The organism is Streptomyces sp. NPDC101393 (assembly GCF_044767385.1).
Classification (GTDB): domain Bacteria; phylum Actinomycetota; class Actinomycetes; order Streptomycetales; family Streptomycetaceae; genus Streptomyces.
The window spans coordinates 398,876-416,421 of sequence record NZ_JBIWNU010000008.1 but is presented as its reverse complement, the minus strand read 5'-3'; the positions used below and the strand labels follow the sequence as shown (position 1 = coordinate 416,421).

The 17,546-nt window shown below is 72.9% G+C and carries 11 protein-coding genes and 1 tRNA gene; 6 read left to right on the top strand and 6 right to left on the bottom strand.

From position 1 onward, the window contains the following. The first annotated feature begins 16 nt into the window (after positions 1 to 16). Positions 17 to 550 (top strand): chloramphenicol phosphotransferase CPT family protein, encoded by a 534-nt coding sequence (locus ACIRQ7_RS26665; protein WP_404265212.1) that lies wholly within the window; start codon positions 17 to 19, stop codon positions 548 to 550. Between the two features lie 97 nt (positions 551 to 647). Here ACIRQ7_RS26665 and mfd read toward each other — a convergent pair whose 3' ends face one another. The 5 genes from mfd to ACIRQ7_RS26640 all read right to left on the bottom strand — a co-directional run bounded on the left by mfd (position 648) and on the right by ACIRQ7_RS26640 (position 11,198). Next, positions 648 to 4,196, bottom strand: a complete 3,549-nt coding sequence (gene mfd / locus ACIRQ7_RS26660; RefSeq protein WP_404265211.1) for a transcription-repair coupling factor — start codon at positions 4,194 to 4,196, stop codon at positions 648 to 650. Between the two features lie 572 nt (positions 4,197 to 4,768). Continuing rightward, a complete protein-coding gene (locus ACIRQ7_RS26655; RefSeq protein WP_404265210.1) occupies positions 4,769 to 5,779 on the bottom strand; it encodes a cellulose-binding protein in 1,011 nt (336 codons plus the stop codon). A gap of 137 nt (positions 5,780 to 5,916) precedes the next feature. Next, positions 5,917 to 6,852 (bottom strand): LCP family protein, encoded by a 936-nt coding sequence (locus ACIRQ7_RS26650; protein WP_404265209.1) that lies wholly within the window; start codon positions 6,850 to 6,852, stop codon positions 5,917 to 5,919. 432 nt (positions 6,853 to 7,284) lie between these two features. After that, a complete protein-coding gene (locus ACIRQ7_RS26645) occupies positions 7,285 to 10,215 on the bottom strand; it encodes an SUKH-4 family immunity protein (RefSeq protein ID WP_404265300.1) in 2,931 nt (976 codons plus the stop codon). Between the two features lie 5 nt (positions 10,216 to 10,220). After that, positions 10,221 to 11,198, bottom strand: coding sequence for an SMI1/KNR4 family protein (locus ACIRQ7_RS26640; protein ID WP_401472878.1), 978 nt, complete (start codon positions 11,196 to 11,198; stop codon positions 10,221 to 10,223). 293 nt (positions 11,199 to 11,491) lie between these two features. Here ACIRQ7_RS26640 and ACIRQ7_RS26635 point away from each other — a divergent pair, with 293 nt between their 5' ends. Continuing rightward, positions 11,492 to 12,007 carry a YwqJ-related putative deaminase gene (locus tag ACIRQ7_RS26635; RefSeq protein ID WP_404265208.1) on the top strand — a complete coding sequence of 172 codons (516 nt, stop codon included), beginning with the start codon at positions 11,492 to 11,494 and terminating at the stop codon, positions 12,005 to 12,007. 8 nt (positions 12,008 to 12,015) lie between these two features. Further along, complete coding sequence (locus ACIRQ7_RS26630) at positions 12,016 to 12,600, top strand: SUKH-3 domain-containing protein (protein WP_404265207.1); 585 nt, start codon at positions 12,016 to 12,018, stop codon at positions 12,598 to 12,600. Positions 12,601 to 13,071: 471 nt separating this feature from the next. Here the strand turns inward: ACIRQ7_RS26630 and ACIRQ7_RS26625 are convergent, their stop codons facing one another. Next, complete coding sequence (locus ACIRQ7_RS26625; protein WP_404265206.1) at positions 13,072 to 14,553, bottom strand: sensor histidine kinase; 1,482 nt, start codon at positions 14,551 to 14,553, stop codon at positions 13,072 to 13,074. A 278-nt stretch (positions 14,554 to 14,831) separates the two neighbouring features. Here ACIRQ7_RS26625 and ACIRQ7_RS26620 point away from each other — a divergent pair. The 3 genes from ACIRQ7_RS26620 (at position 14,832) to ACIRQ7_RS26610 (ending at position 17,527) form a co-directional block, all read left to right on the top strand. Beyond that, positions 14,832 to 14,903 (top strand) — tRNA-Gln (locus ACIRQ7_RS26620). Positions 14,904 to 15,024: 121 nt separating this feature from the next. Beyond that, positions 15,025 to 16,479 (top strand): bifunctional UDP-N-acetylglucosamine diphosphorylase/glucosamine-1-phosphate N-acetyltransferase GlmU, encoded by a 1,455-nt coding sequence (gene glmU, locus ACIRQ7_RS26615; protein ID WP_404265205.1) that lies wholly within the window; start codon positions 15,025 to 15,027, stop codon positions 16,477 to 16,479. Positions 16,480 to 16,552: 73 nt separating this feature from the next. Beyond that, the gene (locus tag ACIRQ7_RS26610) at positions 16,553 to 17,527 is read left to right on the top strand and encodes a ribose-phosphate diphosphokinase (RefSeq protein WP_393683161.1); all 975 of its coding nucleotides are present in this window, start codon (positions 16,553 to 16,555) and stop codon (positions 17,525 to 17,527) included. Positions 17,528 to 17,546: the final 19 nt, after the last annotated feature.

The window sequence follows — 17,546 nt, the reverse complement described above, 5'->3', positions numbered from 1 at the left end:
TGCCTACGGTGACGCGATGACGACACACGTGATCGCCCTCAACGGCGGGTCCAGCTCCGGCACCTCGACCCTGGCCCGCGCCCTCCAGGACACCCTCACCGCCCCCTGGCTGACGTTCGGCGTCGACGCCTTCATCGCCGCTCTGCCGCCCCGCCTGCTGTCCTCCCCGGACGGCCTGCTGCTCGGCGCCGACGGACAGGTGTCGGCCGGCCCGGCGTTCCGCTCCCTGGAGACCGACTGGCGGCACGGCATCGCGGCGACCGCCCGCGCGGGCACCGGCGTCATCCTCGACGAGGTCCTCCTCGGCGGCCGCGCCGGCCAGGACGGCTGGCAGTCCGCCCTGGACGGCCTGAACGTGCTGTGGGTCGGCGTACGCTGCGCCCCCGAGATCGCCACCGCCCGCGAACGCGCCCGCGGCGACCGGGTGACGGGCATGGCCGCGGCCCAGGCCCACCTCGTCCACCAGGGCGTCCGCTACGACCTTGAGGTCGACAGCGGCCGCACCTCCCCGGCCGACTGCGCACGCGAGATCGCGGAGTGGGTGCGGTGAGCGCCCGGCCCGCACGGCGGGCACCAGGCACCTGGGCACCCCGCTCCCCCGGGCCGCCGGACGACGCCCTCTACGCCGCCTCCGGTCTCCGCCTCCCCTACGACCCCACGATCGTCGTCAGGAACTCCCCCACCCAGGACAGCAGTTCGCGCCCGACCAGCGGCTTGCCGCCGATCTTGCCGGTGGTGGGGCGGGGCACCAGGATCTGCCGGGTGGCCGGCTTGAGGACCGTGCGCGGGTGCAGCCGCTTGAGCCGCAGCTCCTGCGATTCACGCAACTCCACCGGCCCGAAGCGGACGTTGGAGCCCTGCAGCGTGATGTCGGCGACGCCGCAGGCGCGGGCCAGCATCCGCAGCCCGGCGACCAGCAGGAGGTTCTCGACCGGCTCCGGCAACTTGCCGTAACGGTCGGTGAGTTCCTCGCGGACCGCCGCGATGTCCTCCTCCGTCGAGGCGGAGGCGATGGCGCGGTAGGCCTGCAGGCGCAGCCGCTCACCGGGGGCGTAGTCGTGCGGGACGTGCGCGTCGACCGGCAGCTCGATCTTGACCTCCAGCGGCGGCTCCTCCTCCACACCGCCCTCCAGCGACGCCCGGTAGTCGGCGACCGCCTCACCGACCATCCGGACGTAGAGATCGAAGCCGACGCCCGCGATGTGGCCGGACTGCTCGCCGCCCAGGAGGTTGCCCGCACCGCGGATCTCCAGGTCCTTCATCGCGACGTACATACCGGCGCCCATCTCGGTGTGCTGGGCGATGGTCGCCAGCCGCTCGTGGGCGGTCTCGGTGAGCGGCTTCTCCGGCGGGTAGAGGAAGTAGGCGTAGCCGCGGTCCCGGCCGCGGCCGACCCGGCCGCGCAGCTGGTGCAGCTGGGAGAGGCCGAAGTTGTCGCCGCGCTCGACGATCAGGGTGTTGGCGTTGGAGATGTCGATGCCGGACTCGACGATCGTGGTCGAGACCAGCACATCGAACTTCTTCTCCCAGAAGTCGACGACGACCTGTTCGAGGGCCGACTCCCCCATCTGCCCGTGCGCGGTCTGGATGCGCGCCTCCGGCACGATCTCCCGCAGCCGGGCAGCCGCCCGGTCGATGGACTCCACACGGTTGTGGATGTAGAAGACCTGGCCCTCGCGCAGCAGTTCACGGCGGATGGCCGCACCGATCTGCTTCTGCTCGTACGGCCCGACGAAGGTCAGGACGGGGTGCCGCTCCTCGGGCGGCGTGGTGATCGTCGACATCTCGCGGATGCCGGTGACCGCCATTTCGAGCGTACGGGGAATGGGGGTGGCGGACATCGTCAGGACATCGACGTTGGCGCGGAGCTTCTTCAGCTGCTCCTTGTGCTCGACGCCGAACCGCTGCTCCTCGTCGACGATGACCAGGCCCAGGTCCTTGAACTTGGTCTCGGACGAGAACAGCCGGTGGGTGCCGATGACGAGGTCGACGGAGCCCTCCCGCAGCCCTTCGAGGACGGCCTTGGCCTCGGTGTCGGTCTGGAAGCGGGACAGTGCCTTGACGTTGACCGGGAACTGGCCGTACCGCTCGGTGAAGGTGCCGAAGTGCTGCTGCACCAGCAGCGTCGTCGGGACCAGCACGGCGACCTGCTTGCCGTCCTGGACGGCCTTGAAGGCCGCCCGCACCGCGATCTCGGTCTTGCCGTAGCCGACATCGCCGCAGATCAGCCGGTCCATCGGGACCGACTTCTGCATGTCCTCCTTGACCTCGGCGATCGTGGTGAGCTGGTCGGGCGTCTCCGCGTACGGGAACGCGTCCTCCAGCTCCCGCTGCCAGGGCGTGTCCGGCCCGAAGGTGTGACCGGGCGCCGCCATCCGGGCCGAGTACAGCTTGATGAGGTCCGCGGCGATCTCCTTGACCGCCTTCTTCGCCCGCGCCTTCGTCTTCGTCCAGTCGGCGCCACCGAGCCGGTGCAGCGTCGGGGCCTCGCCGCCCACGTACTTGGTGACCTGCTCCAGCTGGTCGGTGGGGATGTAGAGACGGTCGCCCGGCTGACCCCGCTTGGCGGGCGCGTACTCGACGAGGAGGTACTCGCGGGTGGCTCCCTGGACCGTGCGCTGCACCATCTCGATATAGCGGCCGACGCCGTGCTGCTCGTGCACGATGAAGTCGCCCGCCTCAAGGGTGAGCGGGTCGATGGTCTTGCGGCGGCGGGCCGGCATCCGGCCCAGTTCCTTGGCGGCCGCCTTCTGCCCCGACAGATCCGTCTCGGTCAGCACCGCCAGCTTGAGAGACGGGTCGATGAAGCCGTTGTCGAGCGAACCGCAGGCGACATGGACCAGCGCCGGGGAGATCTCCGCCAGCTCGGCGTCCAGCCGGGCGGCGATCCCCTCGCCGCCGAGCACCTCGACCGTACGGGCCGCCGGGCCGTGCGCCTCGGTGACGAAGACCGTGCGCCAGCCGTCGGCCAGCCACTGCTTGGTGTCGGCGAGCGCCCGCGCGGTGTCCCCGCGGTAGGTGTCCGGGGCGTGCATCCCCAGCTTCAGGGTGTCGCCCGCGTCCTCGACGGTCTCCTCGTCGGCGGCGAACTGGCTCACCGACCACCACATCATGCCCAGCTCGCGCGCCCGCTCCCGGACGTCCGCGATCCCCCGCAGCGACGCCGCGCCCACATCGATCGGCGCCTCGCCGCCGCCCGCACTCGCCGCCCACGACGCCTGCAGGAACTCCTGGCTCGTCGCCACCAGGTCGGCGGCCCGGGTCCGCACCCGCTCCGGGTCGCACACCATCGCCATGCTGCCCTTCGGCAGCACGTCCAGCAGCAGCTCCATGTCATCGACGAGGACCGGCGCGAGGGACTCCATGCCCTCGACGGCGATGCCCTCCGCGATCTTCCCCAGCAGCTCGCCCAGCTCCGGGTGCTGCTCGGCGAGCGCCGCCGCCCGCTCCCGCACCTCAGCGGTCAGCAGCAGCTCACGGCACGGCGGCGCCCACAGACCGTGCTCGGCGACCTCCAGGGACCGCTGGTCGGCGACCTTGAAATAGCGGATCTCCTCGACGTCATCGCCCCAGAACTCCACCCGCAGCGGGTGCTCCTCGGTCGGCGGGAACACGTCCAGAATCCCGCCGCGCACCGCGAACTCGCCGCGCTTCTCGACCAGTTCGACCCGCGCGTAGGCGGCCGCCGCCAGCCCGTCGACGATCTCCCCCAGGTCCGCGCTCTCCCCCGTCCGCAGACTCACCGGCTCCAGCTCACCCAGCCCCTTGACCTGCGGCTGCAGCACCGAACGGATCGGCGCGACCACGACCGACACCGGGCCCGCCGTCGGATCGTCCTCACGGGGGTGGGCCAGCCGGCGCAGCACCGCGAGCCGCCGGCCAACGGTGTCCGAACGCGGCGACAGCCGCTCGTGCGGCAGCGTCTCCCAGGACGGGTACTCGACGACGGTGTTGTCCTCGCCGGCCGGCATCAGCGTGCGCAGCGCGGCCGCCAGATCCTCGGCCTCCCGGCCGGTGGCGGTCACCGCGAGCACCGTACGCCCGGACTCCCTCGCCAGCGCGGCCACCGCGAAGGGGCGAGCGGCGGGCGGCCCCACCAGATCGATGTGCGGGCGGTGCCCGTCGGCCGCGGCCTGCACCGCTTCGGCGAGCGCCGGGTCCCGTACGACGGCGTCGAGCAGACCAGTCAGGCTCATGAGAAAGATCCGTTCCCAGCGAGGCGGCGCCGCCCCGGCGGGGGACAACGCGAGCGGCCCGACACGTGGTACGGGCCGGGGTCCCCACGATACGGGGCCCTGGCGGGGGCCGTCTCCCACGTTGTCGGGTGGCCCCGCCGTGCCTCATCTGTGGTCTTTTCCCGCCTGGCGGCGGGGGCGGGGTTTGTTGTGGGCCGGGCGCCCTCGGTGTGCTTGGTGGGTGCGGTGCCGGGCCTCCGGGACTGCGTCCCTGCGGCCCGGCCCCTCCTGTGAGCCGTGCGCCCGCCCCTGGTGGGGGGGTGGGGAGCGGTGGGGGTGACGGTGGTGCCGTACCCGTCGGCCCGGTCTTGGTTCTTTCACCCTCCCCCCACGGGGAGGGCGAGCAGGGGCGGGTGTGACGATGATCCCGCACCCGTCGGCCCGCCCCTTTTTCTTTCACCCCTCCCCCCACCGGGCGGAGGCCGTGCGCTCCGGGCGGGAGGCGGGGCTCCGCAGGGACGCAGTCCCGGAGGAGACCCGCCGCACCCACCACCAAGCTGACACGTCGGCCCCCGCCGCCGGAACCCCCCTCGTCAGCCCCCGCCGCCGGAACCCCCCTCGTCGGCCCCCGCCGCCGGAACTCCTCCCGCCGCCGGAACTCCCCGCGCCGCGGGCACGGACGGCGTCTCCGTCTCCAGGGTGTCCTCGTTGTCGGGATCGCCTTCGGGGCCACCCGACCCCGTCAGTGCCGCCAGGCTGTGGCGTACGTGTGTCATATGGGCCTGGACCTCGTCCCGCTCCTCCCTGTGCCGGGAGAGGGCCCGGTCCGTGGCCCGTTCGATGCGCTCGACCTCGACGGCGGCCTGGGCCAGGAGTTCGGCGGCCCGGTCCTCGGCGTCCTCCTGGCGGTGCCGGGCCGCCTCCTCGATCTCCGCCTGGAAGCGCTGCCACTCGGCCAGGTCGGCCCGCGCACGGGCCTCCCGGTCCACCAGACGCTGGTCGAGGTCCGACTCCAGCTCGGCGAGTTCCCGGCCGACCGCGTCCCACTCCTCGGCCTGCCGCTTCTCCTGGTCCATCAGCAGCTGGGTGGTCCGCCGGCTCGTCTCCTCCAGGGCGGCCACCGCTTCGCCGCGCCACTGCCCGGCGTCCGCGACCGCCGCCGCTGCCAGGCCCTCGGCCTCGCCCCTGGCACTCTCCTCGGTACGCCGCGCACGCTCGTCCGCCTCGGCACGGAGCGACTGCGCGGCCCGGTCCGCCTCGTCCCTGGTCCGCGTCGCGTGGGCGGTGGCCTCGGCGTGCGCCTGCCCGGCGGCCTCCTCGGCCTCCGTCCGCAGCCGAGCCGCCTCGGATTCCGCCGTGGTCAGGATCAGCCGGGCCTCGTTGCCGAGGGACTCGTACGTCTGGGGCGGCAGCTGCGCGGCATACGCGCGCAGCTGCGTCAGCTCCGACTCCATTTCCTGGGACAGGGCCGTGAGCCGCCCGGCCCGTTCCCAGCAGGAGTCACGGTCCACCGAGAGGCCCTCCACCCGCCGGTCCACGTCGTCCGGCCGGTAGCCACGTCCTCGTACGGTCTCGAACCCGTGAGGCGAAACCGATGTACTCATCCCTCAAGCCCCTCTCCGCCGCGCACAGCAGGAGCGCGGACCCGGACGGACAGTTCCGCACAGTCCCGCGCACATCTTCCGGATCGCCACGAAGCATTCTCATCGCGACGCTTCGCACGATCTCCCTCCAGGATGCGTCAATTAGTGCCGGAAGTCGGAATTGGATCATCGTCGCGCAGGGCACGGAAGAGTCGACCCGCCCGGGTTTCGTCCCACAGCAGCACGTCACCGGCGCCGGCGATCGTCACGCCAGGGGTGGAGACCGGGACCGTAGTCGCCGTCCCGCCGGCCCCGGAGACGTCCTTCATCGACCAGCCCAGGCCCACCAAGTCGCCCACCCCCGCGCCGTTGTCCACGGTCAGCGCCGACAGTGAGGCGTCCAGCACCGGCACCAGCCGGAACGGGTTGAGGAGCACCCCCGGGCCCAGCATCTCGGCGGAGACCGCACTGATCAGCTGCCGCTGCCGTTTCACCCGACCGAGGTCTCCCGCCGGGTCGCTGTAGCGGGCGCGTACGTAGGCGAGCGCCTGGGTGCCGTTCATCTCGCGGCAGCCCGCGGCGAAGTCCGCCCCCGACTTCTCGTCCTTGATCGGCTTGTCCACACACAGCTCGACCCCGCCCAGCGCGTCCACGACCTGCACCAACCCCAGGAAGTTCACCTCGCCGTAGTGGTCCACGCGCAGCCCGGTGGCCTCCTCCACCGTCCGGGTCAGCAGCTTCGGGCCACCGTCCGCATACGCCTCATTGATCTTCCCCTTGCCGTGCCCAGGGATCGGCAGATAGCTGTCCCGCGGCAGGCTCACCAGGTACGGGCCGTTGTCACCGGAGTGCAGCACCATGATCGTGTCGGTCCGCCGGCCCACGTCCTTGCCGACGTGCAGCTCCTTGCGCTGCGCGGGCGTCAGCCGCGCACGGCTGTCCGAGCCGACCAGCAGCCAGTTCGTGCCCTTGCCGGCGGCGGGCCGCCCGGCGTAATCGCCCAGGGCGTCCACATGGCGCACCTGCCTCCCCGCCCACACGTACAGCCCCACCCCGCCGGCCACCACCAGCACGACCAGCACCAGCAGCGCCACGAGGATCCGCCGACGCCATGACCAGCGAGGCCGCGGCCGTGCACCGCCCGGCCCACGCCGCTTTCGCCACCACGGCGTCCGCCCGGCGCGGTAAAGCGTCGTCGTGGACGGGGACGGCGACGGCGACGGCTGACGCGGCTGGCCCATAGAGGCATCGTCAGGGCGCCCGGTCCGGCCCGCAGCTCGAAGCGCGGACGCCGTCCGCCGGATGAGCCGCACCGGGAGCGGTCAGCCCACGGACCTGGGCCGGGCCGGCGTCTGGCCCGGTCCGGCGTCCGGGCCGGGCCGGCGTCGCCGTTCCCGTCGCCGCCGGACGGGCGGACCGGCCGACGGGCTCCACGCCTCGCGACGGGCAGGGCCGCCGAGGGGCAGCCGAACCCGGGCGGCATCCCCGGGCCTCAGGCGGCCCGGGGATGCCGCCCGGGGATCACGTCACAGCAGGCCGTCCCACATCTGTTCCAGCAGGACCGACCACCACGTCTCCGGCGAACCGAGCGCCGGCGGGTCCAGGGCGACCAGCTGCGCCTGGAAGTCGACGGTCCAGCGGCCCGCCTGCTCTGGCGTCAGCCCGAACCGCAGCCGCCACATCCGCCCCAGCATCGCGAGGCAGCGCACGAACTCCGGCAGCCCCGAATTCACGAACTGCGGCGTCGCGGGCTGCCCGCCGGGGCCGCCCTCCATCGGGATCGCCACGATGTTCGCGGTCCCGTACTGCACACACAGCTGACGGCCGAAGTCGTTGCCCATGACGAGATACGAGCCCGCGTCGGCGGCCGGCTGCACACCCCGCTCCGCCGCCAGCTCCGCGAGCGTCGGCACCGGACGTCCCGGCTGCGCCTGCGCCCAGAAGAACGGCCCGAAATCGACCGGCAGTCCGGCCCACACCAGCGTCTGCGCGACCACGTCCGGCACACCGTGCCGGGAGACCGCCCGCTGGTCGAAGCGGAAGATCCCCTGCTGTCCGAAGGACTGCTCCAGCTCCTGCCCGAACACCTGCGGCGGCACCGGAGGTACCGGCTGCACCTGCGAGGGGTGCGGCAATGGCACCCGCACCGGCGCGGGCCGCGCCGGACCGTCCGCGACCTGGTGCAACTCGCCCTGGTGCTCGACGAGATGACGCACACCCTGCTGTCGCGACGCATGGTCCCTGCCGTACGCGGCGGTGTGGCTGATCCGCACCTGCGGCCAGTTCTCCCGCACCATCCGGGCGCAGTAGCCGCCCGGCAGATCGCAGCTCTCCAGCTCGGTGTGCAGCTCCAGCACCTGCTGCGGCGGGATGTTCATCCCGCGCAGCTCGTGCAGCAGCTGCCATTCCGGATGCGGCGTGCCGGGCGCGGAGCGGCGCACGATCTTCTGCTCCGAACCGTCCGGTGCCCGGTAGCTCAGCACGGCCATGTAGCCGGGGCCGACGGTCGGCTGACCGCCGGGCGCCTGCGGATAGCCGTACGCACCCGGGCCACCCGGCCCCGGCGCGCCGGGCGGGCCCGTCGGCACACCCGGGGGCGGCACCGGCGGACCGGCGGCCGGCGGGGCCGCGGGGCCGGGGCCGCTCGGGCCCGGCATGTGGGCCTGCAGGGACGCGCCGTCGGCGAGCATCGTGGCGGCGGCGTGCACACCGCCGCCGGCCGCGGCCGGCGGGGCGGACGGCGGCGGGGGCGGCCCGCTCTGCCCACCGGAGCCACGGTGCGCAGCGGCCGCGGCGCCCGCGCCGGGCACCCCGGGAGGCTTGGGCGCACCCGGCACACCGGGCGGCGCGGGCGGCGGCGGCACGCCCGGCCCGCCGGCAGCGCCCGGACCGCCCTGGCCCAGGCTCGCCTGCAGGGCAGCGCCGTCGGCCATCATCGTCGCCGCGGCGTGCACACCCCCACCGGGAGCACCGGGAGCGTGGGGGGAACCCGTACCGCCGGGGCCCTCCGCACCTCCGGACACCTGCGCGTCGCCGGACGGACCGTCCACCGCGCTGAGATCCAGCTCCGCCGCGTCCAGCTGCGAGACCAGCTGCGTCGGCACATAACCACCCGCCGGCGCACCGGGCGCACCGGGGCCGGACGCCGAAGGCCCGCCGGGCGGCTGTACTTGGGCGCGGCTGGTCGCGGCATCCGCGATCCGCGCCGCGTCCTGCTGCTGCCCGGCACGGCCCGCGCCGGGCGTACCCGGCGCACCGGGAGGCGGCGGAGTACCGGCACCGGGCCGGCCGGGCGGGCGGGGTCCTCCAGCCGGCGGCGGACCGGGAGCCGGCGGCGGACCGGGAGGCGGCGGCGGACCGCCGGCGTTACCGGGCAGCGCGGAGCCATCGGCGAGCATCGTGGCGGCGGCGTGCACACCCCCGCCACCGGGGCCGGGCACACCCGGCACCGCGCCCGCGGGCGGCGGCACATCGGTGGCCGGCGGGCCGGACGGCGGCGGCAGATCCGGCAGCCCGGCCGCTGCACCGGCAGGCGGGGCGGGCGGCGCCGGGGGCGGCACCGGCAGTCCACCGGGGCCACCGGCCGGCGGCGGACCCGTGCCGTCGGACGCGTCGGGGTCCGGCAAGTCCAGTGCCGGTGCGACCTGCGTACGCGGCAACTGACTGCCGCCGCGCAGGAGTTCGGTCTTCGCCTCGGGCCGCACCCGCGGCGGCGCCGACGGGACGTCCTCCACCTCGTCGAACTCGGCGAGCGGCGGCGCGAAGACCGTCGCGGGCAGTCCCACCGACCGGTCCTCGGGGCCGTCGCCGGTCGTGTCCGTCCCGGCCCACGGCGTCTCATCGGACCTACCGGCGGTGCCACCCGGCACGCCCGCGGCCCCGGCGGCCGTCGCCGCGTCCGGGTCCCCGCCTACGGCAGAATCCCCGAACGGCACCGGAGGCACCTCTTCCGGGGCGGCCACCCCGGAAGGATCGGCACCCGCGCCGTCGGCACCGTTCACATTCACCTCGGCCCAGGCGTCGGAAGCCGATGCCGGAGCGCCCGCCGCCGACGCCGGGGCCTCGGCGGCCCGCCGCTCCGGAACGCCGATCGAGTCCGCCGCCTCCTGCAACCACTCGGGCGGCGTCAGCAGGAACGACGTGGCCTCCAGATCGATCCGCTGCGCCGGCTCCGGCGCGCCATGGCCCGCCTCGGCCACCGCGCCGTACTCCTCCTCGTACCGGCGGATCACCTCACCCACCGGCAGTCCCGGCCACAGCGTCGTCTCCCCGCTGTCGCGCGCGATCACCAGCCGGCTGCGGCCGCCGTCACTGCGCGGACCGTTCTCCCGGTCCTCCGCCCAGGCCACGAAGCCCAGATCGAATTCCCGCACCCGCACCTCGCGGTGCTGCGGCGCCGGCACCTCGCCGTTGACCCAGCGCTCCGCGCGCTCCTGCGCCTGCGCGAACGTCACCACCGCGCTCACCCCTCCACCGGAACGGCGGACGCGAATCCGCCGTCCACCATCAGGTTCGCCACCGTCTCCAACTCCGGCGGATTGCCCGCCAGCCGCTGCAAGAAGTCGTCGAAGTCCGCACCACAGGGCAACAGCAGCCGCTCCACCCGCTCCTGCACCGACCAGCCGTCCTGGTCACGCGCGTCGTCATACGGGCAGAACCACACCGTGCCCAGACCCTCGCCGCGCACCTTCACGGCGAGCACGCCCCCCTGCACGAACGCCACACCCAGATAGTCCTTGGTGAAGTGATCCCGCAGGCACTTGTTCACATAGACGAGATCGTTGACCGCCACGTCATCACGCACCGTGAAGAACGGCTGGTCCACCAGCAGCCCGAGATCCGCGTCCAGCGCCGCGCCCACCGGCGCGCACCCGCCCGCCGCCTTCAGGAACGAGCGGTACGCACCCGGCAGCCGGTAGCCCAACGACTCCTCGGCCTGCGCCACCTGGTCCTCGCCCACCGACAGATCGCGGTGCGGCAGCCCGAAGTGCGCCGGCCGTGTCTCCTGCAACGGCCGCGTACCGCGCTTGTCGTGCGCCACCTGAGCCGTCGCCAGCCCGCCGTGGTGCCGCAACAGCGCCTTCACCTCGACCGGAACCAGCTCCATCCGCCGGGTCCCGGCGACGTGATGCCATGTCCAGCCGTGCGGCGTCGCCACCGCCGGCACGTCCACCCACAGTTCATGGCCCTGCGCGTGCAACGCGGCATTCGCGGACACGTAGTCCGTCAGCCGCAGTTCGTCGACGCCGAAACCCTCCGGCGGCTCGGCGATCTCCGCGGCCGCCCTCGCATACGGCGAGAAATCCGGAAAACCGTTCCCGTCCATCCGCACACCCGCGGGATAGCGCGCCGCACGCACCGGGTCCGGGAAGTGCACGACCTGCCCGGCATAGGCCGTGTTCGGTGGCGCGGCCTGCTGCCCGAGCCGACCTGTCGTCATCGCGGTTGCCCCCTGGCTGAATCTGGGTTTGGGCACAGCCTATGCCGTGCCGCAACACCGTCCGCCCGCCCCCGGCCACCCTCGTCAGCTCACCGACACGCCATGGTCACCCCCTCAGCACCGGCCCGCACCGCACCGCCACACCACCCCGCCGACCAGGCCCGTTGCGCCCCCGCCGAGGAACTGTCACCCACCAGTGACATCGCCGACAGCACGTCCGACTACCGCAACACCCAGCACATTTGGCAGGCTGACCCACGCAACCGGGGGATTGCAGGGAGGGAAGCACCACCATGAACGCCACCGCACACCACACCACCGCCACGGGCGACCCCCGCATCGGCTGGACCGGCACCGCCGACACCGACCGCGCACCGGTCCTCCGGCACCGCCGCGACGGCATCCTCCCGACCGTCGGCGCCGCCCTGTCAGTACGCGGACAAACCCTCACCTGTACCGCCGGCAAAGGGGAGCAGCCCCCCGCCCTGCACCCCCTCGTCCAGGACTTCCTCGACACCCTCAACACCGCACAGCGCGAACGCTTCACCGGACGCTGCCCCGAAGCCGTCCTGCTCTCCCGCCACCTCGACTCCGTCGAGGTCAACCGCGGAAAACGCGCCTCCCGCAAACCCCTCACCAACGGCGAAGCCCGCCGCTCCCTGAAACACTCCAAGATCACCGCACGCCACATCCGCGAGGACGGCGACCCCCGGCACGGCAGTTACGCCCCGCCCTGCCGCTCCTGCGACGCGCTCCTCGCCCATTTCGGCGTCATGCCCGTCGGGGACACGACGCCCACAGGGAGCTGACCGCCACCATGCCGCCCGAGGCCACCGCCGCACCCACCACCGGCCCCACCCACGACCGCGCCGGCTCCACCCGCTTCTCCGCCGGCGTCGACGTCGCCCTCCAGGAAGCCGGCTGGCAGCCCGGCCGCTGGGACATAAAGCAGGCCGAGCACTGGGCCGACACCCTCCGCGCCCACGCCTCCCCCGCAGGCCACCGCCACACCGTCTTCCCCGCGGCCGTCGAGGCCTGGGCCGAATTCGGCGGCCTGCGCATCACCGGCCCCGGCCCCGGCCGCCACATCGCCCCCACCCCGTTCGTCATCGACCCGCTGCACGGCCTCCACCTCGCCCGCACCCTCGGCGACCTCGGCCGCGCCCTCGACACCCACATCGCCCCCCTCGGCCAGGAAGAAATCCCCACCGCCAACGGCACCACCACCGGCCAGGCCGTCCTCGCCATCGACGCCGAAGGCCGCGTCTACAGCCTCGACCACACCGGCGACTGGTACCTCGGCAAGGACATCGACCACGCCCTCGGCACGTTGGTGCTGGGCGCACGGCCCGGCCGACTGGTGGTTCCGGCGGCGGGGGGTTCCGGCGGCGGGGGCCGATGAGGGGGGTTCCGGCGGCGGGGGCTGACGTATGCGCCCGGTGGTGGGTGCGGCGGGTCTCCTCCGGGACTGCGTCCCTGCGGAGCCCCGCCTCCCGCCCGGAGCGCACGGCCTCCGCCCGGTGGGGGGAAGGGGGAAAGAAAAGGGGCGGGCCGACGGGTGCGGGATCACCGTCACACCCGCCCCTGCTCACCCTCCCCGTGGGGGGAGGGTGAAAGAACCAAGACCGGGCCGGCGGGTACGGCACCACCGTCACCCCCACCGCTCCCCACCCCCCCCCGGGGCGGGCGCACGGCTCACAGGAGGGCCGGGCCGCAGGGACGCAGTCCCGGAGGCCCGGCACCGCACCCACCCACACACCCAGGGCGCCCGGCCCACAACAACCCCCGCCCCCGCCGCCAGGCGGGTCCACAAACCACAGACGAGGCACGGCGGGTCACCCGGCAACGTGGGAGGCACCCGACAACGTGGGCGTCAGCCGACGACGTCGGAAGCAGGCACCACCGCTGAGACGCGAAAGCCCCCCGCCTCCGTAGGCCCCGATACGAACACTCCGCCCAGCGCGGCGACCCGTTCCCGCATGCCGACCAGGCCGTTGCCGCCGCTCGGCAGCCCCGCGTCCGTCGCGCCGCGGTCCGACGGGCCGTTCTCCACCTGGACGGCGATCTCACCGGCGCGGTGCGCCAGCCGGACCCGCGCCCGCGCGCCCGGCGCGTGCTTGTGGACATTGGTCAGCGCTTCCTGCACGACGCGGAACACGGTCTGCTCCACCCGCGCCGGATAGCGCCGCCCGGCCACCTCGGCCGTCTCCGCACCGGCCTCGTCCACCGAGAGTTCGACGGCCATTCCGGCGGCCCGCGACTGGCCCACCAGGTCCCCCAGATCCGCCAGGCACGGCCCGTCCGCTTCGGCATCGTCCGGCTTCACCGCCGTCGGACCGTGGCCCGCGGCGGGCAGTCCGCCGGAGCCCGCCGTACCCGTACCCGGCGCCCCGACCGCCGCGGAGGGCCCGGACGGCCCGGACGGATCCTCCGACGACACCGACCGCTTGGCCTTGGCCGCCACCGCGGCCAACCGCTCCGGGGCATCCGACGCCGGCACCCCGCGCACCGCCGCCCCCTCAGCCGTACGCAACACCCCCAGCATCTCCCGCAACTCGGTCAGCGCCTGGCGGCCCATGTCCCCGACCAGCGCGGCATTCTTCGACGCCTTCTCCGGGTCCTTCAGCGCCACCGCCTGCAGCGCCGCGGCGTGCACCACCATCAGGCTCACCCGGTGCGCGACCACGTCGTGCATCTCGCGGGCGATCCGTGTCCGCTCCTCGTTCCGGGCCCACTCCGCCCGTTCCTCGGCCCGGTCCGCCAGCAGCGACAGCTCCCGCTCCAGACCGTCCGCCCGCTCCCGCAGGCTCTCCACCAGCCGCCGCCGGGCCCCTACGTACAGACCCCACAGCACCGGCGGCGCGGTCAGCACCAGGCCCAGCGCCAACGCCGTCACCGGCACGAACCAGCCCGGCGGGTTGAAGTCCGGATCGGACGCCAGGTCCTGCCGCATGGTCAAGAACGTCGTGACCAGCGTCCCGACCACCGTCAGCGACGCCAGCAGCGCCGTCACCCGGCGCGGCACGTCCGAGGCGGCGAGGGTGTAGAGGCCCACCACGCTCAGCAGCGCGCCCATCTCCGCGGGCATCACCGCGAGCGAGACCAGCACCACGACGATCGGCCACCGCCGGCGCACCAGCAGCACCGGGCCCGCCAGCACGCCGAGCAGCACCCCGACCGGCACCGGCAGTCCCGCCTCGTGCGCGAACGGCACGCCCTCGAAGGCGCACTCCACGCCGGACGCGAACGCCAGCAGCACGTCGAGTACGGCGCTCCGTCGCCGGGTCCACCACCACGGGCCGCCTCTGGGCGCGCCCCTTGCCCCCGCTTCCGCACTTGCCCCCGTAGCACTCATACCGACCAGCCTACGGGCGCCGGCACACGATCTTCAGAGGCCTGCGCAGCACGTACCGGACCCGTTACGAACCCTTACCAACGGTCATCCTTCGAAGCTTTGCGTCGCCGGCACGGCCGTCCTCCCGCGCCGGTCGGGAGAGGGGCACCACGCACGCCCGGCGGTTCGGGTGCTACAAAGTGCGGAGCTGTACCGTCGCATCGAAGGCTGGTGGTACGGCATAGTGTTGGGGGCCAAGCGCCGGCATAAAGAAATGTCCGTTTCGGACGATTTCGCCATCCCCTGTGGTGTAATCGGCAGCACTGAGGCTTTTGGTGCCTTAAGTCCGGGTTCGAGTCCTGGCGGGGGAGCAGCGCACACTCCGGGTCCTGACCGATCGGTCAGGACCCGCCCGCGTTTCGGCAGCAATACGCACCGGTATCCTTCGGGTGACCACCACCCGAAGTAGCCAAGAAGCCGAAGGGCATCCCCGTGAGCGCCAACCGCCCGGCAGCCGTCGTCGTTCTCGCAGCGGGTGAGGGTACCCGCATGAAGTCGGCGACCCCCAAGGTCCTGCACGCGATCTGCGGCCGCTCCCTCGTCGGACATGTCGTCGCCGCCTCCCGTGATCTGTCCCCCGAGCACCTCGTCGTGGTCGTCGGCCACGCCCGTGAGCAGGTCCAGGCGCATCTCGCCGACGTCGATCCGAGCGTCCGCACCGCTGTGCAGCATGAGCAGAACGGCACCGGACACGCCGTCCGGATGGGCCTGGAGGAGCTGAGTGCCGACGGCGCCGCCCTCGACGGCACGGTCGTCGTGGTGTGCGGCGACACCCCGCTGCTGACCGGCGAGACGCTGCGGAAGCTCAGCGAGACGCACGCCGCCGAAGGGAACGCCGTCACCGTGCTGTCGGCCGAGGTCCCCGATTCGACCGGTTACGGCCGGATCGTGCGGGACGCCGGCGGCGCGGTCACCGCCATCGTCGAGCACAAGGACGCCACGGACTCCCAGCGTGCCATCCGGGAGATCAACTCCGGGGTCTTCGCCTTCGACGGCCGGCTGCTGACCGACGCCCTGGGGAAGGTCCGTACGGACAACAGCCAGGGCGAGGAGTACCTGACGGACGTGCTGGGGATCCTGCGGGAGGCCGGGCACCGGGTCGGGGCCGCGGTCGCCGACGACCACCGGGAGATCCTGGGGATCAACAACCGGGTCCAGTTGGCGCAGGCGCGGCGGCTGTTGAACGACCGGCTGCTGGAGCTGGCGATGCTGGCCGGCGTGACGGTGGTGGATCCGGCGACGACCTGGATCGACGTCTCGGTGGAGTTCGAGCCGGACGCGGTGGTGCAGCCGGGGACACAGCTGCTGGGTGCGACGCGGGTGGGCGCGGGCGCCGAGGTCGGGCCGAATTCGCGGCTGTCGGACACCGTGGTCGGTGCGGACGCGGTGGTGTCGTTCACCGTGGCGGACGGCGCGCGGGTCGGCGACGGCGCGAGCGTGGGTCCGTACGCGTACCTGCGGCCGGGTTCGGAGCTGGGCCCGCGGGCCAAGGCGGGCACGTACGTCGAGATGAAGAACGCGTCGATCGGTGAGGGCACGAAGGTGCCGCATCTGTCGTACGTGGGGGATGCGACGATTGGTGAGTTCACCAACATCGGCGCGGCCAGTGTCTTCGTGAACTACGACGGCGAGGCCAAGCACCACACGACCGTCGGTTCTCACTGCAAGACGGGGTCGGACAACATGTTTGTGGCTCCTGTCACGATCGGGGACGGCGCGTACACCGCGGCCGGCTCGGTCATCACCAAGGATGTGCCCCCGGGTTCGCTGGCGGTCGCGCGTGGCCAGCAGCGGAATATCGAGGGTTGGGTCGCGCGCAAGCGGCCCGGGAGCGCCGCCGCGCAGGCCGCTTCGACCGCTCGCCAGGAGTCCGAAGGCGAGCGGTGACCGTGCACTGGGTACGCCGTGCGGGGCGTTACCGTGATAAGCGCACGCAAACAGGGATTCGAGGAGATTTGCTGTGACCGGGATCAAGACGACCGGCGAGAAGAAGCTGATGCTCTTCTCCGGCCGCGCCCACCCCGAGCTGGCCGAGGAGGTCGCGCACCAGCTGGGTGTCGGCCTGGTCCCGACGAAGGCGTTCGACTTCGCCAACGGTGAGATCTACGTCCGTTATCAGGAGTCGGCGCGTGGTGCGGACTGCTTTTTGATCCAGAGCCACACGGCTCCGATCAACAAGTGGATCATGGAACAGTTGATCATGATTGATGCGCTGAAGCGAGCCTCGGCCCGCAGCATCACCGTGGTCGTTCCCTTCTACGGCTATGCCCGCCAGGACAAGAAGCACCGCGGCCGGGAGCCGATTTCGGCCCGGCTGATCGCGGATCTGATGAAGACGGCGGGTGCGGACCGTATCGTCACCGTCGATCTGCACACGGACCAGATCATGGGCTTCTTCGACGGACCGGTGGATCATCTGTTCGCCCTGCCGGTGCTTGCTGACTACGTCGGCGCGAAGGTGGACCGGGACAAGCTGACCGTGGTCTCGCCGGACGCCGGCCGGGTGCGGGTGGCGGACCGCTGGTGCGACCGTCTGGGCGCGCCGCTGGCGATCGTGCACAAGCGGCGCGACAAGGACGTGGCCAATCAGGTCACCGTCCATGAGGTCGTCGGCGACGTGAAGGACCGGGTGTGCGTCCTGGTCGACGACATGATCGACACCGGCGGCACGATCTGTGCGGCCGCGGACGCGCTGTTCGCGAACGGCGCGTCGGACGTGATCGTGACGGCGACGCACGGCGTGCTGTCGGGTCCGGCGGCGGACCGGCTGAAGAATTCGAAGGTGAGCGAGTTCGTGTTCACGAATACGCTGCCGACGCCTTCGGAGCTGGAGCTGGACAAGATCACGGTGCTGTCGATGGCGCCGACGGTGGCGCGGGCGATCCGTGAGGTCTTCGAGGACGGTTCGGTCACGAGCCTCTTCGAAGAGCAGTGACGCGGCCTCGCGCACGGTG

Coding starts and splice junctions, on each gene's coding strand:
- ACIRQ7_RS26665 (WP_404265212.1), top strand. CDS start 17: ATGACGACACACGTGATCGCCCTCAACGGCGGGTCCAGCTCCGGCACC.
- mfd (WP_404265211.1), bottom strand. CDS start 4,196: ATGAGCCTGACTGGTCTGCTCGACGCCGTCGTACGGGACCCGGCGCTC.
- ACIRQ7_RS26655 (WP_404265210.1), bottom strand. CDS start 5,779: ATGAGTACATCGGTTTCGCCTCACGGGTTCGAGACCGTACGAGGACGT.
- ACIRQ7_RS26640 (WP_401472878.1), bottom strand. CDS start 11,198: ATGACGACAGGTCGGCTCGGGCAGCAGGCCGCGCCACCGAACACGGCC.
- ACIRQ7_RS26635 (WP_404265208.1), top strand. CDS start 11,492: ATGAACGCCACCGCACACCACACCACCGCCACGGGCGACCCCCGCATC.
- ACIRQ7_RS26630 (WP_404265207.1), top strand. CDS start 12,016: ATGCCGCCCGAGGCCACCGCCGCACCCACCACCGGCCCCACCCACGAC.
- ACIRQ7_RS26625 (WP_404265206.1), bottom strand. CDS start 14,553: ATGAGTGCTACGGGGGCAAGTGCGGAAGCGGGGGCAAGGGGCGCGCCC.